General features: G+C 60.1%; 17 protein-coding genes and 1 pseudogene. 9 read left to right on the plus strand and 9 right to left on the minus strand.

Annotated features, from left to right (window positions below):
* Positions 1-48: 48 nt before the first annotated feature.
* Positions 49-522, minus strand: coding sequence for an SOS-induced cell division inhibitor SulA (gene sulA / locus ACA065_RS08445; RefSeq protein ID WP_497694117.1), 474 nt, complete (start codon positions 520-522; stop codon positions 49-51).
* Positions 523-532: 10 nt separating this feature from the next.
* The gene (gene lexA / locus ACA065_RS08450) at positions 533-1,141 is read right to left on the minus strand and encodes a transcriptional repressor LexA (protein WP_003172575.1); all 609 of its coding nucleotides are present in this window, start codon (positions 1,139-1,141) and stop codon (positions 533-535) included.
* 263 nt (positions 1,142-1,404) lie between these two features.
* On the opposite strand from lexA, the gene ACA065_RS08455 reads away from it, so the two are divergent.
* The 3 genes from ACA065_RS08455 to ACA065_RS08465 all read left to right on the plus strand — a co-directional run bounded on the left by ACA065_RS08455 (position 1,405) and on the right by ACA065_RS08465 (position 6,697).
* The gene (locus ACA065_RS08455; protein WP_053255043.1) at positions 1,405-2,112 is read left to right on the plus strand and encodes a TetR/AcrR family transcriptional regulator; all 708 of its coding nucleotides are present in this window, start codon (positions 1,405-1,407) and stop codon (positions 2,110-2,112) included.
* A 144-nt stretch (positions 2,113-2,256) separates the two neighbouring features.
* Positions 2,257-3,267 (plus strand): beta-N-acetylhexosaminidase, encoded by a 1,011-nt coding sequence (nagZ, locus tag ACA065_RS08460; protein ID WP_497694118.1) that lies wholly within the window; start codon positions 2,257-2,259, stop codon positions 3,265-3,267.
* A 124-nt stretch (positions 3,268-3,391) separates the two neighbouring features.
* Positions 3,392-6,697, plus strand: a complete 3,306-nt coding sequence (locus ACA065_RS08465) for a DEAD/DEAH box helicase (RefSeq protein ID WP_497694119.1) — start codon at positions 3,392-3,394, stop codon at positions 6,695-6,697.
* Positions 6,698-7,189: 492 nt separating this feature from the next.
* Here ACA065_RS08465 and ACA065_RS08470 read toward each other — a convergent pair whose 3' ends face one another.
* The 3 genes from ACA065_RS08470 to mfd are packed head-to-tail and all read right to left on the minus strand — an operon-like array spanning position 7,190 to position 13,920.
* A complete protein-coding gene (locus ACA065_RS08470; RefSeq protein WP_497694120.1) occupies positions 7,190-9,880 on the minus strand; it encodes a DEAD/DEAH box helicase in 2,691 nt (896 codons plus the stop codon).
* Positions 9,881-9,889: 9 nt separating this feature from the next.
* Entirely contained in the window at positions 9,890-10,459 is a 570-nt protein-coding gene (locus ACA065_RS08475; RefSeq protein WP_497694121.1) for a CsiV family protein, read from the minus strand.
* A gap of 11 nt (positions 10,460-10,470) precedes the next feature.
* Entirely contained in the window at positions 10,471-13,920 is a 3,450-nt protein-coding gene (mfd, locus tag ACA065_RS08480) for a transcription-repair coupling factor (protein ID WP_497694122.1), read from the minus strand.
* Between the two features lie 340 nt (positions 13,921-14,260).
* On the opposite strand from mfd, the gene ACA065_RS08485 reads away from it, so the two are divergent.
* Complete coding sequence (locus ACA065_RS08485; protein ID WP_017137429.1) at positions 14,261-15,724, plus strand: glyceraldehyde-3-phosphate dehydrogenase; 1,464 nt, start codon at positions 14,261-14,263, stop codon at positions 15,722-15,724.
* Positions 15,725-16,204: 480 nt separating this feature from the next.
* Positions 16,205-17,627: pseudogene (gene ltrA / locus ACA065_RS08490) on the plus strand (group II intron reverse transcriptase/maturase).
* Between the two features lie 184 nt (positions 17,628-17,811).
* Here ltrA and ACA065_RS08495 read toward each other — a convergent pair.
* A complete protein-coding gene (locus ACA065_RS08495) occupies positions 17,812-19,110 on the minus strand; it encodes an MFS transporter (RefSeq protein WP_497694123.1) in 1,299 nt (432 codons plus the stop codon).
* A gap of 257 nt (positions 19,111-19,367) precedes the next feature.
* Entirely contained in the window at positions 19,368-19,910 is a 543-nt protein-coding gene (locus ACA065_RS08500; protein WP_497694124.1) for a chalcone isomerase family protein, read from the minus strand.
* Between the two features lie 234 nt (positions 19,911-20,144).
* Between ACA065_RS08500 and sthA the strand changes: the two genes are divergently transcribed.
* Complete coding sequence (gene sthA, locus ACA065_RS08505; protein WP_005786183.1) at positions 20,145-21,539, plus strand: Si-specific NAD(P)(+) transhydrogenase; 1,395 nt, start codon at positions 20,145-20,147, stop codon at positions 21,537-21,539.
* Between the two features lie 42 nt (positions 21,540-21,581).
* Here sthA and ACA065_RS08510 read toward each other — a convergent pair whose 3' ends face one another.
* Both ACA065_RS08510 and ACA065_RS08515 read right to left on the minus strand, forming a co-directional pair.
* Positions 21,582-22,304, minus strand: a complete 723-nt coding sequence (locus ACA065_RS08510; RefSeq protein ID WP_497694125.1) for a glycerophosphodiester phosphodiesterase — start codon at positions 22,302-22,304, stop codon at positions 21,582-21,584.
* A gap of 66 nt (positions 22,305-22,370) precedes the next feature.
* The gene (locus ACA065_RS08515) at positions 22,371-22,955 is read right to left on the minus strand and encodes a PilZ domain-containing protein (RefSeq protein WP_497694126.1); all 585 of its coding nucleotides are present in this window, start codon (positions 22,953-22,955) and stop codon (positions 22,371-22,373) included.
* 94 nt (positions 22,956-23,049) lie between these two features.
* On the opposite strand from ACA065_RS08515, the gene ACA065_RS08520 reads away from it, so the two are divergent.
* The 3 genes from ACA065_RS08520 to ACA065_RS08530 are packed head-to-tail and all read left to right on the plus strand — an operon-like array spanning position 23,050 to position 26,296.
* Entirely contained in the window at positions 23,050-24,300 is a 1,251-nt protein-coding gene (locus ACA065_RS08520; protein WP_497694127.1) for a lipoprotein-releasing ABC transporter permease subunit, read from the plus strand.
* Positions 24,301-24,307: 7 nt separating this feature from the next.
* Positions 24,308-24,991, plus strand: a complete 684-nt coding sequence (gene lolD / locus ACA065_RS08525) for a lipoprotein-releasing ABC transporter ATP-binding protein LolD (protein WP_017477213.1) — start codon at positions 24,308-24,310, stop codon at positions 24,989-24,991.
* Between the two features lie 60 nt (positions 24,992-25,051).
* Positions 25,052-26,296, plus strand: a complete 1,245-nt coding sequence (locus tag ACA065_RS08530) for a lipoprotein-releasing ABC transporter permease subunit (protein WP_497694128.1) — start codon at positions 25,052-25,054, stop codon at positions 26,294-26,296.
* Positions 26,297-26,394 lie beyond the last annotated feature (98 nt).

The following is a 26,394-nucleotide window of genomic DNA, read 5'->3' on the forward strand; positions in this document are numbered from 1 at the left end:
AAGCTCGCTCGCCACAGAAGCTCGCCACAACAAGCCCGCTACATCCCATTACCCCAATCGAATATTCAAACTCTGCGCATCGCCCGTGCGTGCGGCGCTGATCAGCTGTTGCTTGGCCGTAGCATTCAACGGGTTTAACCAGCTCACGACCGTATGGCTACGCCCCAGGCGCAGGGCTTCGCAGGTCAACTGCTGGGCGCTTTGCGTGCCGCGTGGTTGCAGCAGCAGTATACGCTCGCGGTTGAGGCCGGCATCCCGCAGCCAGGCCTGGGTCAGGCTGGCGGGCGGGGCGATCAGCGTCAGCCAGCGGGCGTCCTGTTCCTCGCTCAGTTCGCGAAGGACCGGCGCCAGCAGGCTCAGGCAGCTCCCTGTTGCACCGCGCAACGACAGTTCACTGAACGCCTCAGGTTCGGAGCCCCATGGGGCCTCGACCGTTTCCTTGAGAATGGGCGCAAGGGGTTGGGCCATAAAGGCCTCGAACAGCGACAGTTGTGTGTGTTGTGGGGTGTGCACGAGCTGCATGGTGCCTCCTTTAGCGGCGAATGACGCCGACGCTCAAGCCTTCGATCACCAGGTCCTGATCTTTCAGGTTCACTTCAATCGGGGCGAACTCAGGGTTCTCGGCCAGTAGCCAGACCTTGCTGCCTTCGCGCTTGAAGCGTTTTACGGTGACTTCATCGCCGATACGCGCGACGACTATCTGGCCATTACGGGCTTCACGAGTGGTATGGACGGCCAGCAGGTCGCCGTCGAAAATGCCCACGTCCTTCATGCTCATGCCGTGTACGCGCAACAGGTAGTCGGCACGCGGATGGAAGAAGGTCGGGTTGATGTTGCAGGATTCCTCGACGTGCTGCTGCGCGAGGATCGGCGCACCGGCGGCGACACGGCCGATGATCGGCAGGGTCGATTCGTCGGCCTTGGCTTCGAAGCCAGGGATGCGAATACCGCGTGAAGCACCCGGGGTCATTTCGATCGCACCTTTGCGAGCGAGGGCCTTGAGGTGTTCTTCGGCGGCGTTGGGGGACTTGAACCCCAGTTCCAGCGCAATTTCCGCTCGCGTCGGCGGGTAGCCGTTGTCATCGAGGCAGCGCTTGATAAAAGCCAGAATCTCAGCTTGGCGTGGCGTCAGTTTTAGCATGTTGATCGCTCTGTCTTTTTATACAGTGACTGGGATTATATACAGTGGACTGCACTTGGCAATCATCCTTTTGCGGCACTCCGCTGGACGGTCATTCGTCACTCGTCCTACAAGGCAGAGACAGCGCTGCCTACAGACCATCAAGGATGTGATTAAATAGCGATGAAATAGATGACTGCCCGGCCGGAAAACGGACTCGCAGGCTTGACAAGACACACTCTGAAACGTATGTTTCAAACAAGTGTTTGTCAGGCGGAGTAGCTATGGCCCAGTCGGAAACCGTTGAACGCATTCTCGATGCTGCCGAGCAATTGTTCGCGGAAAAAGGATTTGCTGAAACTTCATTGCGGCTGATCACCAGCAAGGCTGGGGTCAATCTCGCTGCCGTGAATTACCATTTCGGCTCCAAAAAAGCCCTGATCCAGGCGGTGTTCTCGCGCTTCCTGGGGCCTTTCTGCGCCAGCCTCGACCGTGAGCTGGAGCGCCGCCAGACTAAACCTGAAAACAAGCCCAGCCTGGAAGACCTGCTGGAAATCCTGGTTGAGCAAGCGCTGGTGGTTCAACCGCGCAGCGGCAACGACCTGTCGATTTTCATGCGCCTGCTGGGTCTGGCATTCAGCCAGAGCCAGGGCCACCTGCGGCGTTACCTGGAAGACATGTACGGCAAGGTTTTCCGTCGCTACATGTTGCTGGTCAACGAAGCTGCGCCGCGTATTCCGCCGATCGAACTGTTCTGGCGCGTGCACTTCATGCTCGGCGCTGCGGCATTCAGCATGTCCGGCATCAAGGCGTTGCGCGCGATTGCCGAGACAGATTTTGGCGTCAACACCTCGATTGAGCAGGTGATGCGCCTGATGGTGCCGTTCCTCGCCGCCGGCATGCGTGCCGAAACCGGTGTGACCGACCAAGCCATGGCGGCCGCGCAATTGCGCCCACGCAGCAAATCCACGCCGGCCGTCGCCAAGGCGTGACCGCCCTGGGTGTGCGCGGCCGCTTGCATCCGCTAAGCTAGCCGCCATGCCGATTTCAGCTATTTACTCGCAACCCGTTGTGCTCACTGCGCCAATCGCGCCACATGAGTGCAACGGGTTGTGTGCGTTATTTAAGGAAGGTTTATGACTGCTGCCCTGCAAGGTTCTTTAATGGTCGATGTGGCCGGTACTTGGCTGACCGCTGAGGATCGCCACCTGCTGCGTCAGCCTGAAGTGGGCGGCCTGATCATTTTTGCACGCAACATCGAGCACCCACGCCAGGTGCGCGAATTGAGCGCGGCGATCCGTGCCGTGCGCCCCGATTTGCTGTTGGCGGTCGATCAGGAAGGCGGGCGCGTGCAGCGCCTGCGCCAGGGCTTTGTGCGCCTGCCGGCCATGCGTCTGTTGGCCGACAAGCCGAATGCTGAATACCTCGCCGAGCAGTGTGGCTGGATCATGGCCACTGAAGTGCTGGCGGTCGGTCTGGACCTGAGCTTCGCCCCGGTACTGGACCTGGACTACCAGCGCAGCGCCGTAGTCGGCACCCGCTCGTTTGAGGGCGACCCCGAGCGCGCCGCTGTGCTCGCCGGTGCATTTATTCATGGCATGAACAGCGCCGGCATGGCCGCCACCGGCAAACACTTCCCAGGGCACGGTTGGGCTGAGGCGGATTCCCACGTCGCGATTCCCAATGATGAGCGCAGCCTGGAACAGATTCGCGCGAATGACCTGGTGCCTTTCGCACGTCTGAGCAAGCAGTTGGCGGCAGTAATGCCGGCGCACGTCATTTACCCGCAGGTTGATGCCCAGCCGGCTGGTTTCTCACGTCGCTGGTTGCAGGACATTCTGCGCGGTGAATTGCAGTTTGATGGGGTGATTTTCAGTGATGACCTGTCCATGGCGGGGGCGCATGTGGTTGGTGACGCAGCCAGCCGGATTGAAGCGGCGCTGACGGCGGGTTGCGACATGGGGTTGGTGTGTAACGACCGAGCAGCTGCTGAGCTTGCTCTCACAGCGGCGCAGCGCATGAAGGTCACGCCGTCGGCGCGGATTGCGCGGATGCGGGGCCAGGCGATTGCTTCTACGGACTACAAGCAGGATCCGCGTTGGCTGACGGCGCTTACCGCGCTGCGCGATGCGCAGTTGATCGAGTGACAAGAAGTGTTTGGTAAGAGCAGAAATCGTCGGAAATATCGGAATTCAGTTGCCGCTTATTCGTACTCGTAAGCAGGAAACAACCGTCTTTATCTTTGCAACGCTTGGCGTAAAGTGAATCCACATGAATAGCTTATTGACACGCCTTGTTGGCTTGGAGTGGCACGAGAACTTCACTCCCCGAACACTCGATCGTGGTTTTCACTATGTAGCCGAAGACCGCGTCCAAGTCTTGGAGGTCGGAACACAGCGACTGCTCGCCAGGTGCAGAGGCTCTGGCGGTAGTATCTATTCGCTGGTGATCTCTCTGGCCGTCACGGACGACCCGGATTGGAGTGATATCGATTGTGTGTGTTCCTGCCCGGTCGGGGTGGACTGCAAACACGCCGCCGCCGTTTTATTCAGAGTCATTGCACTGGCGGACGAGCTGGATGAGCCCAAGGCACCCAGTGATCGCCTCAATCCGAAGATCGAGCAATGGCTTAACAACATGCCCGCCGCGACGCCAGAGGTTGAATCGTTACCCAGAAGCAGCAACACCTGTTTGCTGTACCAGCTCAGCCCTGACGCCTACTCAAACCGTTGGTCGCTGGCCGTCTTCCGGGCACGCACCTTGAAAAAGGGTGGCTATGGCGAAATCAAGGCGCTGTACTCGCTCGATGAAATCCTGGCGCGTGCCCCCGGTTACATGCTTGCTGTGGACAAGCGCATCTGTCGGCTTCTTATGCTTGGGCGAGCGTACGGTCGCTACGGCAGCAGTTTTGCGCTGGAGGGCGAGGATGGCGCCGAAATTCTGCAATTGGCGCTCAAAACCGAGCGCTTATTCGTGGATTTTGATGCCCAGTTGGCGCTCAACCCAGGTCCCACGCGTGTCGCCCGCTTCAATTGGGCCGTGCAGCCAGACGGTAGCTATCGACCGCAATGGCTAAGCGACGATCTACAATTGCACGAGGTCTTGCCACTCAAGCCGCTTCATTATTTGAACCTGGATAACATGGAGCTGGGGCCGCTTGAGTATGAGATGGATGATCGCCTGGCGATTCACCTGTCCAGCTTGCCCGAGATTCCGGCAAACCAGGTTGCGTTATTCAGCCATCGCATCAGTGCGGTGGGCGCCGCGATTCCGCCGCCGCGTGCGTTGACCGAGCGAGTGGTCGATACGCTCGAGCCCCAGGCGTGCCTGACATTGGGCAGCGACGAAACCTATGCTTCTAGCGCAGAATTTCGCAGACCAATGCCGACGTTTGAACACCGTGCCGCATTGGCTTATCGCTATGGCGATAGCGTGGCCAGCGACAAGGGCGGCACTGAGATACGGTTGTTGAGCGGTACCGAAACCCAGCGTATCCAGCGTAAACCGGCGGCCGAAAAAGCCTTGCGCAAAGTCCTGACCAAACTCGGTTTTGCCAAGGTCAATCGCAAGACACGCGCGTTGCCGCAAAGCGCCGGTGAGATGTTTGATCTGGCCTCCGATGACGACTGGCTGAACTTCATTGACGATCATCTGCCAGCCCTTCAACAGGCGGGCTGGGACATCAGCATCCAGCCTGGTTTTTATTACCACGTGGAAGCCGTGGACCATTGGTACGCTGACATCGAAGAATCTCCCGGTCACGAATGGTTTGATCTGGAACTGGGGATCGAGGTCAATGGTCAGCGCTACAGCCTGCTACCGATTGTGCTGGAGTTAATAGCTCGTCAGCCCAAACTGCTCGACGCCGATTACATGATTGAACGCGCTGACGAAGAGCGCGTGCTGGTAAGCCTGGGCACTCGCGAGGGTACTAAGGTCGCGCTGCCTTATGGCCGGATCAAACCTTTGATGGCGACATTAGGTGCCCTATATCTACGCGATCCTGATGGCGACTCGCTGCGCTTGAGTGCACCGGATGCAGCCCGTCTCAGTGATTTGGATGGTATTCCGCTGGTCTGGCAGGGCGGTGAGCGCGTGCGGCATTTTGCCAAGCGCCTCAAGGAATCGACCCATGCGCAAATCTCGGCTCCCCAGGGCCTGAACGCCGAACTGCGAGGCTACCAGCTCGAAGGCCTGAATTGGATGCAAACCCTGCGAGAGCTGGGCGTCGGCGGGATTCTGGGCGATGACATGGGGCTGGGCAAAACCTTGCAAGCCTTGGCGCACTTACTCTGCGAAAAGCAGGCTGGCCGATTGCAAACCCCTGCACTGGTGGTGATGCCCACCAGCCTGATCCCTAACTGGTTGGATGAAGCCGCGCGTTTCACCCCACAGCTCAAGGTGCTGGCCCTGCATGGCGCGCAACGCCAGAGCGATTTCACGCGTTTGGCTGATTACGATCTGGTGCTCACCACGTACGCGTTGCTGCCACGCGACCTTGAAGTCTTGCAGTCCACACGCTGGAGCGTGCTGATCCTCGACGAAGCGCAAAACATCAAGAACCCCAACAGCAAGGCCGCTCAGGCTGCCCGGCAATTACACGCCGATCAACGTCTGTGTCTCTCCGGCACGCCGCTGGAAAACCACTTGGGCGAACTGTGGTCGCTGTTTCATTTCCTGCTGCCGGGCTGGCTTGGCGACAGCAAAACCTTCAACCGGGATTACCGCACGCCCATCGAAAAACACGCGAATGCGCAACGTATGCAGCACCTCACCGCGCGTATCAAACCTTTTCTGCTGCGTCGAAAGAAGGAGCAGGTTGCCACTGAGTTGCCGCCCAAGACTGAAATTGTACATTGGGTGGAGTTGAATGATGCGCAACGGGATGTGTACGAGACCGTACGTGTGGCCATGGATAAAAAGGTGCGCGATGAAATCAGCCGCCACGGTGTGGCCCGCAGCCAGATCATCATCCTTGAAGCGTTGCTCAAACTGCGCCAGGTGTGTTGCGATTTACGCCTGGTAAAGTCGGCCCCGGTTTCCAAGGCTGTGAAGGTCGGGACCGGTAAGCTGGGCAGCTTGATGGAGATGCTTGAGGAGTTGCTCAGTGAGGGGCGACGGATTTTGCTGTTCTCGCAGTTCACGTCGATGCTTGCGCTGATTGAAGACGAGTTGAAGCAGCGTGAGGTCGGGTATTCGATACTGACCGGTGACACCCTTGACCGACGTACCCCAGTGAAGAACTTTCAGGACGGCAACGTGCCGTTGTTCCTGATCAGCCTGAAAGCCGGTGGCACGGGCTTGAACCTGACGGCCGCCGACACGGTGATTCATTACGATCCGTGGTGGAACCCAGCGGTGGAGAACCAGGCAACCGACCGTGCGTATCGCATTGGGCAGGACAAGCCGGTGTTCGTCTACAAGATGATTGCGCGCGGCACCGTGGAGGAGAAAATTCAGGCGTTGCAGTTGGAAAAAGCAGCGTTGGCCGATGGGGTTCTTGAAGGCGGTGCCAGTGCCGGGTGGAAGCTGGAGCAGCGAGATATCGAGGCGCTGTTTGCGCCATTGCCAGGCTGAAAACCGTGGCGCGCCCATCGCAGCATAGGTATCTACGCAACTTTTTGTGTTGCGCTAGGCCTGTGGCGGGTTTAGGTAGATTGAGTACATATCCGTTGCTGCGGTAACGGCGGCTTAGGGTTCCGCTCTTACAGCGGGTCACTTTTGTAAAGACACAAAAGTAACCAAAAAGTCTTTGCCCCACCACTCGGTGCCTCGCTAAGGCTCGGCATGCCCTCACTCCGGCTTGAATCCGTGGGCCGCCGCGATGGGCCATCCTTGGCCCAGCGCGGCTAACCCGGCGTCCTGCCGGGTTACCCACGGATTCAAGCCTGCGTTCAGCCATCGTGGTTAACGGGGCCTGTCAGATCAAGATCAAAATCTACAGCACGGCGGCCTAGTAGCCGACCTGAGTGGTTGAAGCAAAAGCAGGGCAACAGTACTGCAAAAACAGATCAGAAGCAGAGCTGCTTTTCTGTGGGAGCTGGCTTGCCTGCGATGGCGATCTGACGGTCAGCGCTTTTCTTGCTTATTAGGCAATGGCGCAAACAACGCCTCAATATCCTCATTGCCCAATTGCCAATCCCCCGTCGTACGCCCATCCAGCACACCCGCCGCCAGGTCGGACTTTTCCTTTTGCAGGTGTTGGATTTTCTCCTCCACCGTACCCCGCGCAATCATCTTGTAGACGAACACCGGCTTCTCCTGCCCGATGCGATACGCACGGTCGGTGGCCTGGTTCTCCGTGGCCGGGTTCCACCACGGGTCATAGTGGATCACCGTGTCGGCCTCCGTCAGGTTCAACCCCACACCACCCGCCTTCAAACTGATCAGAAATATCTGCAGCTTGCCGCTCTGGAAGTCCTTCACCGGGGTGCGTCGGTCGCGGGTCTGGCCAGTCAGCAGCGCGTAGTCCACGCCACGTTTTTTCAGTTCGGCTTCGATCAGGCTCAGCATCGAGGTGAACTGGGAAAACAGCAAAATCCGGCGCCCTTCGGCAAACAGCTCTTCGAGCATTTCCATCAGGCTGTCGAGTTTGCCCGAGCTGCTGCCACGCGCGGGCAGGGTGGCGTCGTTGACCAGGCGCAGGTCGCAGCACACCTGGCGCAGCTTGAGCAGCGCTTCAAGAATGATGATCTGGCTGCGCGCCACCCCCTTGCGGGTGATCTCATCGCGGACCTTCTTGTCCATGGCCAGGCGCATGGTTTCGTACACGTCGCGTTGGGCCTCATTGAGGTCGACCCAATGGATGATCTCGGTCTTGGGCGGCAACTCCGTCGCCACCTGCTCTTTGGTACGGCGCAACAGGAAGGGTTTGATCCGACCGTTGAGGTGCTGCAGTCGCACATCACTGGCGCGCTTTTCGATGGGCACGCGGTAATCGCGGTTGAAGCTTTTTACGTCGCCCAGCCAGCCCGGCAGCAGGAAGTGGAACAGCGACCACAACTCGCCCAGGTGGTTTTCCAGCGGTGTGCCGCTCAGGCACAAGCGCTGGCGTGCATTCAGCTCGCGCGCGGCCTGGGCGGCCTTGCTGTTGGGGTTCTTGATGTACTGGGCTTCATCGAGAATCAGCACATGCAAGGGCAGGGCAGCGAGTTGCTCGATATCTTTGGGCAGCAGCGCATAGGTCGTCAGCAGCAGGTCGTAATCCTGCAAGTTCGCGAAATGTTTCTTACGTGTTGCGCCATAGAGCGCCAGCACCTTGAGCTGTGGGGTGAAGTGCGCCGCTTCGTCGAGCCAATTGGGGATCAGGCTGGTGGGCATCACCACCATGCACGGCCGATCCAGGCGCCCGGCGATCTTTTCGCTGAGGATATGCGCCAGGGTCTGCAGGGTTTTGCCCAGGCCCATGTCATCCGCAAGGATCCCGCCGACGTCGAGTTGGCGCAGCGACTGCATCCAGCTCAAGCCTTCCAGTTGGTACGGACGCAAGGTCGCGTTCAAACCCTCCGGTGCCACGCAGGTGAAGTCTTTGATATCGCGCAGGCGCTGGGCGAAGTTGCGGATCTTCTCGCCACCTTCCCATTGCAGCGGCAGGTCTTCCAGCGGGTTGAGGCGAATCGCATCGGCCTTGGCCAGGCGCAGCGTGGTGTTGCCGGGTTCCTGCAGGTAGAACTCGCCGAGGGTGGCCAGCACCGGTTTCAAGCGACCATAAGGCAGCGCCACTTGCAGTGGGCCGTGGCCGTTGGGCAGGCCCGGGATATTCACCAGGATCAGCTCGTCATCGCGGCGCCGGGCGAGTTTTTCCGGGTTGAGGATTTCGGTGTGCGAACGCATCAGGTTCAACAGGATCGGCAACAGGCTCAGCCGCTCGCCGTTGACGATGATGCCCAACTCCAAGTCAAACCAGTCGCGCTCCGGGCCTTCGTCGACCGTGGCGTACCAGTCATCGACTGCGCTCAGGTCGAAGCCGAAATCCTCATCGATCTGCAGCTCCCAACCCTCGGCGCGCAAGGTCGGCGATGCATTGAGCGTGAAGTTCAGCCAGGCGCTGTCATTGACCATCTCGAACAATTCGCCGGCGCTTTCCGGCAGCGCTTTGCTCTGGCGCGTGGCGATCTTGAAGCCGAGCAGGCGCAGTTGCTCGCGATACGGCTGCTCCAGCTCCGGGTGACGCTTGATGCGCAGGCTTTGGGTCTCCTGGCGCACGATGATGTCGGCATTCTTTTGCCCGCTGACATAGTTGCCCAGGTAGTTGAACGACAGCGCCGCGCGGTGCTGGATGTAACGCTGCATCTTGCCATTGCGCGGTTCAAACGCACTGAACTCGACACTCGCCAGCCAAAGGCGCGGCACCGGTCGCACGTCTTCCATCACCACTTGCGGCAGCACCACGCGGTTGTCCAGCACGGCCTGAAGTTTTTCCAGCAGCTCGGCATCCTGGGCGGCTGCCGGGTAGGCCAGGGTTTCCTGGACCTTGAGCAGCACCGCCGCGATGTGTTTGCAGTTGGTATGCACCGGGCACGTGCAGCGGCTGTCCACCAGAATCAGCGTGCCCTTGGCCGATTCGCGCAGCGAAATGGTCTGCCGGTAAACGTTACCGCCCGAGCCCTCACAGCTGGCAACGATGGTGCTGTCGCCGGACTCGACGATGCGCACGCGGTTTTCCAGGGCGTAGCGTCGCCCGCGCTCAAGGCTTTGCTCTTTAAAGCGATTGGCCCACGAAGGGGCCAGGGGTTTGGTCAACGACGACGTCAGGGGCATGGCGCTGGATCAGTCCTGAATGTCGGGCGGTGGCGCGCTGGGTGGTTTGGCGGTCAGCGAAGTGATCTTGATCAGCAGCGCCAGGTGGCCGCCGTCCAGGTAGTTGAGCTGGTTGTTCTTGGTGCGCACGTCTTGCTGGCTCAGGTGTTCGCTGGCGATGACGCTGCCGTTGGCGTCGAACCTGTTGATCCAGAAGTCCGCATCGATATCGGTAAAGCGCCCCAGTTGCAGGTTCAATGTGCCTTCGATAGGGAACTGACCGAACTGCTCCTGGCCATCGCTGATGGCCAGCTTCACCGGCTGGTCGCCCAGGTTCTGGTCCCAGGCCCGGTGCAGCAGCACGGTATAGCTGTTGTCGGCGCTGAGTTTGTCGACGATGTTGCCCAAGCGTGGCGGGCTCATTTTGTCGGTTGGCAGCCGTAAAGCACCGGCGTCCCAGTTTTCCGGCGCCGCACGGCTGTTGATCACCGGCTCGGCGTTCTGGCGCACCAGGATCATTTCGATCAAGTACGGGCTGTCGGCAAACGCCGAAGGGGCAACGACCACCAACAACAAGCTCAAAATGCGGAACAGGCGCATTGGGGCGTCCTTCAAGCTGATTTCGGGATGAGGCGCTCAAACAGCGCCTCTAATGTATTAAAGCGTTCTTCGGCACGTTCCATCGGCACCATGAATTTGAACAGCGTAGCCCCTTCGAACTTGTAGCGGTTGGGCTGGCCCTGAATCAGTTTGATCAGCACCAGTGGGTCCACCGGCGTTTGCGCTTCGAATTCGATACGCCCGCCTTGCGGCCCGGCGTCGACCTTCTTGATACCCAACTGCTCGGCCTGCAATTTGAGCAGGGTCAGGCGCACCAGGTTCTTGGTCGGCTCCGGCAACAGGCCGAAACGGTCGATCATCTCTACTTGCAGGTCCTTGAGGCCTTCTTCGTCGGTGGCCGAGGCGATGCGCTTGTACAAGATCAGCCGTGCATGCACGTCCGGCAGGTAGTCTTCGGGAATCAACGCCGGCAAGCGCAGGTTGATTTCCGGGCCGCCACCCAGCGGTTGATCGAGGTTCGGTTGCTCGCCCTTGCGGATGGCTTTCACCGCGCGCTCAAGCATCTCCATATACAGGGTGAAGCCCACGGCCTGGATCTGCCCGCTCTGGCCGTCGCCGAGCAATTCGCCGGCACCACGGATTTCCAGGTCGTTGGTGGCCAGTACAAAACCGGCACCGAGGTCCTGGGTGTTGGCGATGGCTTCCAGGCGCTTTTCGGCGTCGCCGGTAATTTGCTGGCGCGGTGGCGTCAGCAAGTAGGCATACGCTTGGTGGTGACTACGCCCGACCCGGCCGCGCAATTGGTGCAGCTGCGCCAGGCCGAACTTGTCGGCACGCTCGATAATGATGGTGTTGGCGCTCGGCACGTCGATGCCGGTCTCGATGATGGTCGAGGCGATCAGCACGTTGAAGCGCTTGTGGTAGAAGTCGCTCATCACCTGTTCGAGGTCGCGCTCGCGCATCTGCCCGTGGCCGATGGCGATGCGGGCTTCCGGCACCAGTTCGGCGAGGTCGGCGGCGCATTTCTCGATGGTCTTCACGTCGTTGTGCAGGTAATACACCTGGCCACCCCGCAGCAGTTCACGCAGCAGCGCTTCCTTGACCGTGCTTTTGTTCTGTTCCATCACGAAGGTGCGCACCGACAAGCGCCGTGCCGGCGGCGTGGCGATGATCGACAGGTCGCGCATACCCGACACGGCCATATTCAGCGTGCGCGGAATCGGCGTGGCGGTGAGGGTGAGGATGTCGACTTCGCTGCGCAGGTTCTTCAGTTGTTCTTTCTGGCGCACACCGAAGCGGTGTTCTTCGTCGATGATCACCAAGCCGAGGTTTTTGATCTTCACATCGTCCGACAGCAGCTTGTGAGTGCCGATCACGATGTCGATCTTGCCTTCGGCCAAATCGGCGACGGCGGCGTTCACTTCCTTGGCGGACTTGAAGCGGCTCATCACTTCCACGCTCACCGGCCAGTCGGCAAAGCGGTCGCGAAAGCTGTTGTAGTGCTGTTGGGCGAGCAGCGTGGTCGGCACCAGAATCGCCACCTGCTTGCCGCCATGCACGGCAATAAAGGCAGCGCGCATCGCCACTTCGGTCTTGCCGAAGCCTACGTCGCCGCACACCAGGCGGTCCATTGGCTTGGGCGCGAGCATGTCGGCGCGCACGGCCTCAATGGTGGTTTGCTGGTCCGGGGTTTCTTCGAAGGCGAAGCCGGCGCTGAAGGTGGCGTAGTCGGCTTTCGGGTCGGCGAAGGCATAACCCTCGCGGGCTGCGCGGCGTGCATAGATGTCGAGCAATTCGGCCGCCACGTCGCGCACCTGCTCGGCGGCTTTGCGCTTGGCTTTCTGCCAGGTCTCGGAGCCCAGGCGGTGCAACGGCGCCAGGGCGTCGTCGCTGCCGGTGTAGCGTGCGATCAAGTGCAGGCTGGCCACTGGCACGTAGAGCTTGGCGCCCTCGGCGTATTCCATGGTGAGGAATTCGGCCGCCTGGTTGTCGATTTCCAGGGTCTGCAGGCCCAGGTAGCGGCCGACGCCGTGGTCGATATGCACCACCGGCGCGCCTTCGCGCAGCTCGGTGAGGTTCTTGATCACCGCATCGTTGTTGGCGTCTGCGCGTTTTTCACGGCGCCGACGCTGCATCACGCGCTGGCCGAACAGCGGGCTCTCGGCGATCAGCGCCAGGGCCGGGTCATCCAGCAACAAGCCTTCATCGAGCGGCGCAATGGTGATTGCCAGGCGTTCTTTGCTGGCGACAAAATCCGGCCAGCTGTCGACGGTTTTCGGGCGCAGTTTCAGGCGTTCCAACAGCTCCAGCAGCACTTCGCGACGGCCGGCGGATTCAGCGGTAAACAGCACACGGCCGGGGAAGTCGCCGAGGAAGTTGGATAACGCTTCCAGCGGCTGCGTGGCTTTGGCCTGGATCGCCAGGTCCGGCAGCGTGTTCGCCGGGAAGCGCTCGCGGCCGCTGCCGGCGTCTACGTCCTGTTGGCTGGCGACGACGCGTGGCCAATTTTTCAGGCGGGCGAAGCAGTCTTCCACCGGCAGGAACAGCTCGGCAGGCGGCAATAAAGGCCGCGATGGATCGACGCGGCGCTCTTCATAGCGATTGCGCACGTCGTTCCAGAAGTTTTCCGCTGCCTGCTCGATGCCCGGCAGCGAGAACACTTGGGTGTCCTGGGGCAGGTAATCGAACAGGGTGGAGGTTTCGTCGAAGAACAACGGCAGGTAGTACTCGATACCGGCCGGTGTAATCCCGCTGCTTAAGTCCTGAAAGATCGGGCAGCGGCGGAAGTCCACGTCGAAGCGTTCGCGAAAGCGTGCCTTGAAGCGCGTGACTGCGTCTTTTTGCAGCGGGAATTCCCGCGCCGGCAGCAGCTTGATCGACTCGACTTTATCAATCGAGCGCTGGTTCTCCGGGTCGAAGGTGCGCAGCGTCTCGATTTCGTCGTCGAACAGGTCGATGCGATACGGCAGTTTGCTGCCCATCGGGAACAGGTCGATCAGCGCGCCGCGCACCGCGAACTCGCCGTGCTCGTACACGGTGTCGACGCAGCGGTAGCCACTGGCCTCCAGGCGCGTGCGCATCTGTTCCACATCGAGTTTTTGGCCGATATCCAGCACCAGGCTGCTGCCCAGCAGGAACTTGGTCGGCGCCAGGCGATGCAGGGCCGTGGTGATTGGCACCACCAGCACGCCGTGGGCCAGTTCCGGCAAGCGGTACAGGCTGGCGATGCGCTGGGAAATGATGTCCTGGTGCGGCGAGAACAGGTCGTAGGGCAGGGTTTCCCAGTCGGGAAAGTGCAGCACCGGCAAATCGGGGGCGAAGAAGCTCAGCTCCTGCTCCAGCCGCTCGGCGCTTTGGCTGTCGGCGGTAAGCAGCAGGGTAAAGCGCTTGGCTGCGCTGGCAGCCTCGGCAATGGCCAGGCTCAGGGCGGCACCGGGCAGGTTGCCCCAGTGCTGTTTACCTGCCGCGGCAGGGAGAAGCGGTAGACGCAGAACGGGCACGGAAGGTTGAGCTCCAAGCGTTGCGACAAAGTCGGTAATTGTAACGGCCCCAGGTGCCGCCTGTCAGTTGCTGACTGAGCCTATTACGGTTTGTAGGAAATGTAGTGGCTAAGACAAACAATGGCGTGTTTTGACTCAATATGTAGTGCCATTTTGTGCGTATGTTTCGGAGAGTTACGGACAAGTCGGCGTCGCTGCTCAACTGGTGGCCTTCTGGAACCCGCGTATTTACTGGGCTGCAGCCGGGTGTGATTTTTTCGCAAGCACTTTTTGTTGCCCTGCGCGCATTGCTCCGAGGGCGGTCGGGCGGCATAATGTAGCCCCTTTTTTCTGCCCCTACATGTGGAAGGTTCCCGTGACTCAGAAGCCCGACCAGTGTCTTGGTGAATGGATCGACCGTGAAGCGCTCGCTGAAGCGATGATTCCGCTTATCGGTCAGCTGTACCGCAATAACAATGTGGTGAGCTCGATCTATGGCCGCAGCCTGATCAACCAATCAGTCATCGCGATTCTCAAGGCGCATCGCTTTGCTCGCCATCGTTCCGCCGACGACAGCGAACTCTCCGTCCACGAAACATTCCCTCTGCTTAAAGCCATGAGCGAGCTCAAGCTCGGCGCGGCCTCGGTAGACCTGGGCAAGCTGGCTTACAAGTTCCGCAAAGAAGGTGCCGGCCGCAGCGCCGAGCAGTTCGTGCGTGAAGAAATGGCCGATGTGGTTGGCCAGCAAAACGCTGCCGCCCGCAAAGGCACCGACGTTGTGCTGTACGGCTTCGGGCGTATCGGCCGTCTGCTGGCGCGCATCCTGATCGAAAAAACCGGTGGCGGCGACGGCTTGCGTCTGCGTGCCATCGTGGTTCGTAAAGGTGCAGAAAACGACCTGACCAAACGCGCCAGCCTGCTGCGCCGCGACTCGGTACACGGTCCGTTCAACGGCACTATCGTCATCGACGAAGAAAACAACACCATCACCGCCAACGGTAACCTGATCCAGGTGATCTACGCGAAGAACCCGGCTGAGGTGGATTACACCCAGTACGGCATCAAGGATGCCCTGCTGGTGGACAACACTGGCGTATGGCGTGATGCCGAGGGCCTCGGCCAGCATCTGGCCTGCCCAGGTATCGACCGTGTGGTGCTGACCGCGCCTGGCAAAGGCAAGCTCAAGAACATCGTCCACGGTATCAACCACGGCGAAATCACCGCTGACGACAAGATCGTCTCCGCCGCTTCTTGCACCACCAACGCCATCGTGCCGGTGCTCAAAGCTGTGAATGACAAGTTCGGCATCGTTAACGGCCACGTCGAAACCGTTCACTCGTACACCAACGACCAGAACCTGATCGACAACTTCCACAAAGGCGATCGCCGTGGCCGTAGCGCCGCGTTGAACATGGTGATCACCGAGACCGGTGCTGCCACCGCTGCTGCCAAGGCCCTGCCTGAGCTGGCCGGCAAGCTGACCGGTAACGCGATCCGCGTTCCGACGCCGAACGTATCGATGGCCATTCTCAACCTGAACCTTGAGAAAGCCGCCACCCGCGAAGAGATGAACGAGTACCTGCGCTACATGGCGCTGCACTCCGACCTGCATAAGCAGATCGACTTCGTTAACTCGCAGGAAGTGGTGTCCACCGACTTCGTTGGCTCGCGCCACGCCGGCGTAGTGGATGCTGAGGCGACCATCACTCAAGATAACCGCGTTGTACTGTACGTTTGGTACGACAACGAGTTCGGCTACAGCTGCCAAGTGGTTCGCGTGATGGAAGACATGGCTGGGGTTAACCCGCCTGCGTTCCCGCGTTAAGCATTTGCGGTAAATGAAAAAGCCCCGACTGGTTCGGGGCTTTTTTATGTGCGCCAGGCATGGCGCGTTGCGCGAAGCGCAACCAGCTTGGCTGTGGTGGCCTCGCTGGTGACTTGGAGGTGAAAGTCCTCTACACACCCGGCAAGGGGAAGTGTTAGCCAGAGGCAAGGGTGTCGCGGGTGACTGCGAATCTGAAGGAAGCCCGAGGCAAAATGCTGGCCTGACGAACAGGAAGCGGATAGAGGCGGCGTAGCGGGGTAAGACGGCATAAATCGTTAAAGCCCAATACTTGCACGGAACGCTACGACGTATATCCGACAGGCATAAGCAGGAAGGTCGCGCGAATTACCCTGGGAGATCTGCAGGTTTGCCACTGTGCTACCGAGCGTCGAGAGGCGACGGGATGAACCTGCAGAAGTCAGCCGAGGCCGTAGTAAGTGGCGGAAAAAAAAAACCACGCCACCAAGGGCCGAACAGGTTATGCCGCCAGTAGGCGTCAGAGTCTCGTCGAATGTCGAAAAAGCAGAAATCTCTCCACAAGAGGGCTGTAACCCCAAGTCCCGGACGGAATCCGAGGCTTGCGGCTGACAGTGCGCAGACATCGGCGGCGTCTGTGACGTGGACGAACGCGGAGCCGGACACGCTGATGGCGCGGGTGCTTGCACCCGCCAACCTCAAGCGTGCGTATCAACGCGTAGTCAGCAACAAGGGCGCACCGGGTGCCGATGGCATGACGGTCGACCAGTTGGCGGGCTATGTGAAACAGTATTGGCCGACCCTCAAGGCAAGGCTGCTGGTCGGCGAGTATCACCCGCAAGGTGTACGCGCTGTCGAAATCCCCAAACCCAAGGGTGGAACACGCCAACTGGGTATCCCCAATGTCGTGGATCGCCTGATCCAGCAGGCGCTGCTGCAACAGCTCTCGCCGATCTTCGACCCTCTGTTCTCGGACTACAGCTACGGTTTTCGTCCGGGCAGAAGCGCCCATCAAGCCATCGAAACCGCTCGCGGCCATGTGGCGGCGGGTTACCGCTGGTGCGTGGAACTTGATCTTGAGAAGTTCTTTGATCGAGTGAATCACGACGTGTTGATGGCCAAAGTTGAGCGTCATGTCGAAGACAAACGCGTACTCAGACTGATCCGCCGTTACCTTGAAGCGGGAGTTATGTCGGGCGGGATCGCCAGCCGACGGCAGGAAGGGACGCCGCAAGGCGGCCCGCTCTCGCCGTTGCTGTCGAACATCCTGCTCAACGAACTCGACCGGGAGTTGGAGCGGCGGGGCCATCGCTTCGTTCGTTATGCCGACGATGCGAACATTTATGTACGTAGTCGTCGTGCTGGCGAGCGAGTGCTGGCAGGAGTTGAGCGTTTCTTGAATCAGCGTCTGAAGCTGACGTTGAATCGGGAAAAGAGCCGCGTGGCACGGCCGTGGGTCTGTGATTATTTGGGTTATGGGATGAGCTGGCATCAACAGCCGAGGCTAAGAGTGGCAACGATGAGCCTGGGCCGCTTGCGTGATCGACTCAGAGTTCTTCTGCGCGGAGCGCGGGGTTGCAAGATGGTCAGGACTATCGAGCGAATAAACCCTGTTTTGCGCGGTTGGGCGGGCTACTTCAAGCTGAGTCAGGGCAAAAAGGCCCTCGAAAAGTTGGACGGCTGGGTGCGGCATAAACTTCGGTGTGTCTTGTGGCGCCAATGGAAACGGCCCTCCACGAGGGCGCGTAACCTAATACGCTTGGGGCTCACTGAAGATCGCGCCTGTAAATCTGCCTTTAACGGTCGAGGCCCATGGTGGAACTCGGGAGCGTCACACATGAATCAGGCGTTGCCGAAGAAACTGTGGGACAGACTCGGGCTGGTCTCAATACTGGACACGATAAACCGGCTTAACCGCATAACCTGAACCGCCGTATACGGAACCGTACGTACGGTGGTGTGAGAGGACGGCGGATGTGAATCCGCCTCCTACTCTATGTCTGCAGGTTTGAGGTGTTTGGACTGGCCTCATCGCAGGCAAGCCAGCTCCCACATTTTGATGTGTGAATACAGTCAAATGTGGGAGCTGGCTTGCCTGCGAAGGCGTCCCATCAGGCGCCGCCAACCACCGCTGCCTGCGCAGTGCGCAGTTCATGCCGGTTACCCTTGAACAGCACCAAGGTGGCAATCAAGCCCAGAATTGCCGCACCACTGAGCCAAATCCCCGGCGCCGCCTTGTTATCCAATACATGGATCAGATAGGTACAGGCCGCCGGCGTAAACCCACCAAACGTCGCCGTCGCCAGGCTATAGGCCAGGGAAAAGCCGGTAGTGCGAACCTCAACCGGCATGATCTCGGTGAGTGCCACCACCATCGCCCCGTTATACGAGCCATACAGGAACGACAACCACAACAGCACAATCAGCAAATGGCTGAAACTCGGGTTGGCCACCAGCCACGACAACGCCGGATACGCCGTAAGGATCGCCAGAATCGTCGCACCGAGCAGCAGGGGTTTGCGCCCGATCTTGTCAGACACCGCGCCCATCACCGGCAGCCAGATGAAGTTGGAAATGCCCACGCACACCGTCACCAGCAATGCATCGAAGTCGGACAGGTGCAGCTCGGCCTTGCCGAAGGTTGGGGTGTACGCAGTGATCAGGTAGAAGGACACCGTGGTCATCACCACCAGTGCCATACCGGCGATAACAATGCCGAAGTTCTGACCGATCGAGCGCACGATTTCCTGCAGGGTAGGGCGATGTTTACGCGCCTGGAACTCAGGGGTTTCTTCCAGCGAGCGGCGAATCACGAAGATCACCGGCACGATCAGGCAGCCGATCAGGAACGGCACGCGCCAGCCCCAGTCACCCATTTCTTCCGGGCTGAGCCAGTGGTTCAGGCCCACGCCCAGCAAACCGGCGAAGACCACCGCAGCCTGTTGGCTGGCGGACTGCCAACTGACGAAGAAGCCCTTGCGCCCCGGTGTGGCGATTTCCGCCAGGTACACCGACACACCGCCCAGCTCGACACCGGCAGAGAAACCTTGCAACAGGCGGCCAAACAGCACCAGTAGCGGCGCCGCGACGCCGAGGGTGGCGTAACCGGGGACGCAGGCGATCAAGACCGTGCCAGCGGCCATCATGGCCAGGGTGATGACCAGGCCTTTCTTGCGGCCGTGGCGGTCGATGTAGGCGCCGAGGAAGATCGCGCCCAGCGGCCGCATCAGGAAACCGGCGCCGAAGGTCGCCAGGGACAGCATCAGCGAGGCAAAGGCGCTGTCGGTGGGGAAGAAGGTTTTGGCGATGGCCGTGGCATAGAAGCCATAGACCATGAAGTCGAACATCTCAAGGAAGTTACCGCTGACAACGCGAAAGATCGCCTTGCCTTTGCCCGTGGTGGTGGACATGTCATTCACTCATTTTGGCTATCTTATTAATGATCCTTGGTCATCATTCATCCTTGCTGCATCTTTGTAACCATATGTGTATTAGCCGCTACCGGCAATCAAAATCGATAGCTAGCTGACTAAATGCGCAGGTGTCATGGCGAGTGGAAATCACTGTGGGAGCTGGCTTGCCTGCGATGGCGGTGGGTCTGCAATAGATGAGTCGGCTGACAGTCCGCTATCGCAGGCAAGCCAGCTCCCACAGGATTTCGTGTTGGTCAGTTCAGTAGTGTCGTACGCAGGCTGTCCGACAAGCCTTTCGGCGCCAGCCAGATGCCGAGATAGGCTTTCGCCAATTCGTCATCACGGCTGCTGAACACCACCTGGTCGTTGATCTCCAGGTTCAAGCCGCGCCCAGGGCGAAAGTCCAGGGCATAACGATCGCCGCTGCGGATGTTTCGAAAGCTGGCATGCAGTTGGTCCAACTCGGGCTTAAGGCGGGCGAGGGCGGTGTTGCTTTGCTGGCGCTCCAGGGCCGTGGTGGCAGCCTTGATCACATCGTTACGGTTGATGTCGCGAAAGTAATACAGCGCCAGGCGCAGGTCCTTTTGCTGGTCCCACGCCTGTTTCGCGCTAGCGTCAGTCGGGGCGTACAACGCGGCCGCATACACATCGGCCCAGAGATACACCAACACGGCCTGGTTTTTCAGGACCAGCTCATTAGATTGCCTGGGGAAATCGGCCTGCTTGAGCCGATCAGCCTCACTGGCCAGCACGGCTACCGAAAAAATCATCATTAAACAGAAAACGACATGCCGCATAATGGCTCGTCCTGCAAAGGTGCGTGTCAGCAGTGTAATGCCAGTTTCCTGTTCCTGTAGTAAAGGCAAGACTGGCCTACGACGCGACCAAGGGTTAATGTTCGCGGCGTTGAGCCTTATATAGACTGTGCCCCGGCTCACACACTTGAGCCAAATTGTCCTTCATGCCCGCTGGCCGCGGCATGATTTAGCCAGGCGTCCAACCGTACGCCTGGCCTGTTCTGAGGAGTACGCATGGCTGTCTACAACTACGACGTGGTGGTACTGGGTTCCGGCCCGGCTGGAGAAGGTGCGGCGATGAACGCCGCCAAAGCAGGGCGCAAGGTGGCGATGGTCGATAGCCGTCGCCAAGTCGGCGGTAACTGCACCCACCTGGGGACCATCCCGTCCAAGGCCTTGCGTCACTCGGTGCGCCAGATCATGCAGTTCAACACCAACCCGATGTTCCGGGCCATTGGTGAGCCGCGCTGGTTCTCGTTCCCGGACGTATTGAAAAGCGCCGAAAAAGTCATCTCCAAGCAAGTCGCTTCGCGTACCGGCTACTACGCCCGTAACCGCGTCGACCTGTTCTTCGGCACCGGCAGCTTCGCCGACGAGCAAACCGTCGAAGTGGTCTGCGCCAACGGCGTGGTCGAGAAGCTGGTGGCCAAGCACATCATCATCGCCACCGGCTCGCGCCCGTATCGCCCGGCGGATATCGATTTCCACCACCCGCGTATCTACGATAGCGACACCATCCTGAGCCTGGGCCACACCCCGCGCAAACTGATCATCTACGGCGCCGGCGTGATCGGCTGTGAATACGCCTCGATCTTCAGCGGCCTGGGTGTACTGGTAGAGCTGGTGGATAACCGTGACCAGTTGCTGAGCTTCCTCGACTCGGAAATTTCCCAGGCGTTGAGCTACCACTTCAGCAACAACAACATCACCGTGCGCCACAACGAAGAGTACGAGCGGGTCGAAGGCCTGGACAACGGGGTGATCCTGCACCTCAAGTCCGGCAAGAAGATCAAGGCCGACGCCTTGCTGTGGTGCAACGGCCGTACCGGCAACACCGACAAGCTGGGCATGGAAAACATCGGGGTCAAGGTCAACAGCCGTGGCCAGATCGAAGTCGACGAGAACTACCGCACCTGCGTGACCAACATCTATGGCGCCGGTGACGTGATCGGCTGGCCAAGCCTGGCCAGTGCCGCGCATGACCAGGGCCGTTCTGCGGCCGGCAGCATTGTCGACAACGGCAGCTGGCGTTATGTGAACGACGTGCCCACCGGTATCTACACGATTCCGGAGATCAGCTCGATCGGCAAGAACGAGCACGAACTGACCAAGGCCAAGGTGCCTTATGAAGTGGGCAAGGCGTTCTTCAAGAGCATGGCGCGTGCGCAGATCGCCGGTGAGCCCCAAGGCATGCTGAAGATCCTGTTCCACCGCGAGACCCTGGAAGTGCTCGGCGTGCATTGCTTCGGCTACCAGGCCTCGGAGATTGTGCACATCGGCCAAGCCATCATGAATCAGCCGGGTGAGCAAAATACCCTCAAGTATTTTGTGAACACCACGTTCAACTACCCGACCATGGCCGAAGCCTATCGGGTAGCCGCCTACGACGGCCTCAACCGGCTTTTTTGAGCGGCTCCGGCCGGTGGCCTGAGCCGGCCGGGGAGACCGATTTCAGTAATTCTCGAGGGTGGCAGTGGCCAAACCGGGAAAGTCTGTAATCAGGCTATCTACGCCGAAGTCGGCGAGCCTGCGCATCAGCGCGGGTTCGTTGACTGTCCACACGGACACGTGCAAACCCTGACGCTGGGCTTTTTCCAGACGTTCGGGGGTGCACAACGTCCAGTTCAATGCCAAATACTCACAGCCGTAGTTCTGCGCGACCTTCAACGGGTCGAGCCAGGCGTATTCGGCGACGAGGCCGCGTGACAGGTCCGGGGTGAGGTCAACCGCTGCTTTGAGCACCTCCCGCGAACTTGAGGTCACCGTGACCTTGTCCATCAAGCCAAAACGTACGGCCATCTCTCGGATTGCCAGCACGGTAGTCGCGGCGCGGGTGCGCGAGGCGCTTTTGACTTCCAGTTGCCAGTGGTCGAAGTCGCATTTTTCGAACAGTTCTTCCAAACGTGGGATCGGGCACGGTTGCACCCAGCCTGGGCCGCCTTTGCGCGCATCCATCTTTGTAAGGTCCGCCGCCGAATACTCGACGACTTTGCCGCGCCGGTCGGCGGTGCGTTTGAGCGTCGGGTCGTGGATCACCATCAACTCGCCGTCCATGGACAGGTGCAAATCCAGTTCGCAGCGGCGTACACCGTGCTTGAGGCACTCCTGGAAGCTGGTCAGGGTGTTTTCCGGTGCTTCGCCTTTGGCACCGCGGTGGCCGTAAATCAGGGTCACAGTTGCTCCTTTGCGCCAGGTGTCCTGGCGGTGTGAAGGGCGTGGGGCGCCCCGTCAGTCGTCGAATCAGGTGTCTTGGGCGTCGCTCTGCTCCCGCGCCAGGCGTCGTTCCTGGGCCTGTTTCTGCAGGATATAGCGCGCCAGCAGCTGGCGTTGGGCATCGGTCATGGATTCGAATTCCGTGCCCACGTCAAACCCCTCGCCGTTGGCGTCACAATGGGTCACGCGGGCGCGCAGCAGTAAGCCGAGCGCCTGGGGCATCAATACAAGCTTGACCGCCAGGTGCGTGTCAGGCGCCAGGGGCGTGGGGTGCTGGAAGTCGATGCCGCCTTCGGAAATGATCACCGGCTGCGGGGCGCCGACCTCATCCAGCAGGCCGCGCGCCATGATCTGGCTGAGCAGATCCACGCGCTTGTTCTGGACTTTGAGGAAGGCGGCCAGGCTGCGATCTTTCTCGTTGATCTGGCGCAGCAGGTGCTGGGCTTCGAATTCGCTGAGGTGCAATTCGCTGAGCAGGTTGAACAGCGGCGAATCATCCAGCAACACTTCCTTGCTCGCCGCTTCCGGGGCAGAGAGGGTGCTGATTTGAAGTGCGATCATGTCGTCGATACGGTAGTATTCGCGGCGTTCTTCTTCATCTAATGTCGACATGGCGAACCCAAAGTAGCGGTAATGGTCTGAGTGTAAAGCTGCTTACCTGACCCCGCCACCGGGACGTCTTCTTTTCCTCCGAACAAGCCCCGACATGTTCAGACCTCTCTTCGTATTTATCGGCACGCGTTATACCCGTGCAAAGCGTCGCAATCATTTTGTGTCGTTCATTTCCTTGACCTCGATTATCGGGCTCGCCTTGGGCGTGGTCGTGATGATTGTGGTGCTGTCGGTGATGAACGGCTTCGATCATGAGATGCGCACCCGCGTGCTGGGCATGGTGCCCCACGCGACCATTGAGGGCGATTCGCCTATCAGTGACTGGCAAAGCCTGGCCGACAAGGTCAAGCAGAACCCCAAGGTGGTGGCCGTCGCGCCGTTTACCCAGATGCAGGGGCTTTTGACCAATGACGGCAAGGTGCAGAAAATTCTGCTCAATGGCATAGATCCGGCCCAGGAACGCAACGTGTCGATCATCGACAAGTTCATGTTGCAGGGCAAACTCGACGATCTGGCGCCCGGCAGCTTCGGCATCGTGATCGGCGACAAGGCCGCGGCCAAGCTCGGCGTGGGCATCGGCGACAAGCTGACCTTCGTCGCGCCGGAAGTCACTGTAACCCCGGCCGGCATGTTCCCGCGCATGAAGCGCTTCACCGTGGTCGGCACCTTCCACGTCGGCGCCGGCGAGATCGACGGCTACCTCGGCCTGACCAACCTCACCGACCTCGCACGCCTGCATCGCTGGAAGCCGGATCAAGTCCAGGGCTTGCGCCTCAAGTTCAACGACCTGTTCGACGCACCGCGCGGCGCCTGGGAAATCGCCCAGCATTTGGGTGAATCCCAATACTACGCCCGCGACTGGACCCGCACCCACGGCAACCTGTACCAGGCCATCCGCATGGAAAAAGCCATGATCGGCCTGTTGTTGCTGCTGATCGTCGCCGTTGCTGCGTTCAACATCATTTCCACGCTGGTGATGGTGGTGAACGACAAGAAGGGCGATATCGCCATCCTGCGCACCCTTGGCGCCACGCCGGGGCAGATCATGGCGATCTTCATGGTGCAGGGCACCGTGATCGGCGTGGTCGGCACCTTGATCGGCACCGCGGTCGGCATCCTGGCCGCGCTGAACGTCAGCGCCGCCATTGCCGCGCTGGAAAAAGTCCTCGGCCACAAGTTTCTTAATGCCGACGTCTACTTCATTGACTACTTGCCGTCCCAGGTTCAGGCCCAGGACGTGTTGATGGTGGGCGGCGCTGCGTTGGTCCTGAGTTTCCTTGCCACCCTGTATCCAGCCTGGCGCGCGGCACGTACCCAGCCAGCACAGGCCTTACGTTATGAGTGAATCGGGCATGAGTGAAAAAGCAATTTTGAGCTGCCGCAACCTGGGCAAATCCTACGAGGAAGGCCCGGAGTCGGTGGTGGTGCTGTCCAACCTGCAGCTGGAACTGCACCCGGGCGAACGCGTGGCGATCGTCGGCAGTTCCGGTTCCGGCAAAAGTACCTTGCTCAACCTGTTGGGCGGCCTGGATACGCCGTCCCAGGGCAGCGTCTGGCTGGCGGGCGAAGAGCTCTCGGCGCTCGGTGAGAAGGCGCGTGGCCAACTGCGTAACCGCTCGTTGGGTTTTGTGTACCAGTTCCACCACTTGCTGCCGGAATTCACCGCGCTGGAAAACGTGTGCATGCCGCTGCTGATCGGCAAGACCGCGATCCCGGAAGCGCGCCAGCGTGCCAAAGCCCTGCTGGAGCGCGTCGGCCTTGGCCATCGCCTGGAGCACAAACCGGCCGAACTGTCCGGCGGCGAGCGCCAGCGTGTGGCGATTGCCCGCGCCCTGGTGAACAACCCAGGCCTGGTGATGCTCGACGAGCCCACCGGCAACCTCGACTCGCACACCGCCCAGGGCATCAAGGACTTGATGCTGGAACTGAGCACCCAGATGCGCACCGCGTTCCTGGTGGTGACCCATGACATGAGCATGGCCCGCCAGATGGACCGCGTGTTGCACCTGCAGGAAGGTCACTTGGTCGCCATCTGACCCGTTTCAAGCCCGGCGCCTGGCGCTGGGCTTTTTCATTTTTTTAAACGGTGCCCGCGAATGTTCAGACCGTTATCGATTTTCATCGGCACGCGTTATACGCGCGCCAAGCGCCGCAACCGTTTTGTTTCGTTTATCTCGATGACCTCGATGATCGGCCTCGCCCTGGGCGTGCTGGCGATGATCGTGGTGTTGTCGGTGATGAACGGCTTCCAGCGTGAGATGAGCTCGCGCATCCTCGGCATGGTGCCGCACGCGACCATCGTCGGCGTGAAGCCGATTGATGATTGGCAGCCGGTAGCCGCTGCAGCGATGAAGAACCCTGAAGTCACCGCCGCAGTACCGTTCACACAAATGGACGGCATGTTCTCCTACAAGGGCGCGATGCAGCCGATTGAGATCAGCGGCGTCGACCCGGCCCAGGAAGGCAAAGTCTCCATCGTGGCCCAGCATATCGTGCGCGGCAAACTGGAAGACCTGAAGCCCGGTGAGTTTGGCGTGGTCATCGGTGACATCACTGCGCGGCGCTTTCGCCTGAATGTCGGTGACAAGCTGACCCTGATCGTGCCGGAAATCAGCACTGCGCCGGGTGGCATCACCCCGCGCATGCAGCGGCTGAATGTGGTGGGTATCTTCAAGGTCGGCGCCGAGCTGGATGGCTCCATGGCCCTGATCAACATGGCCGACGCCGCCGAGATACAGCATTGGCAGCCGAACCAGGTGCAAAGCGTGCGCCTCGCGGTGAAAGACCTGTACGCGGCGCCCAAGGTCTCGGCGGACATCGCCGCCAGCCTGGGCACGGCCTACAAGCCGGATGACTGGACCCACACCCAGGGCAGCCTGTTCAGCGCGATGAAGATGGAAAAGACCATGATCGGCCTGCTGTTGCTGATGATCGTCGCCGTCGCCGCGTTCAACATCATCGCCACCTTGATCATGGTGGTGAACGACAAGGGCGCCGACATCGCGATCCTGCGCACCATCGGCGCCACGCCACGGCAGATCATGGCGATCTTCATGGTGCAGGGCACGGTGATCGGTGTTGTCGGCACCTTGATCGGCGGCGTGCTGGGCGTGATTGCGGCGCTCAACGTGAGTGAACTGGTGGGCTGGCTGGAGCGCGTGAGCGGGCAGCATATCTTCAGTTCGGACGTGTACTTTGTGAGCAACTTGCCTTCGGAACTGCAAGGCGGCGATGTGCTGCTGATTTGCACGGCCGGGTTTGTGTTGAGCTTTTTGGCAACCATTTACCCGGCGTATCGGGCGGCGAAGATTGAGCCGGCGCATGCCCTCAGGTATTCCTGACTTGATCGTTCCCACGCTCTGCGTGGGAACGCCTCACTGGACGCTCTGCGTCCGCTCTTGGTGACGCGGAGCGTCACGGGCTGCATTCCCACGCGGAG

This window comes from Pseudomonas sp. LBUM1640, from assembly GCF_059716225.1.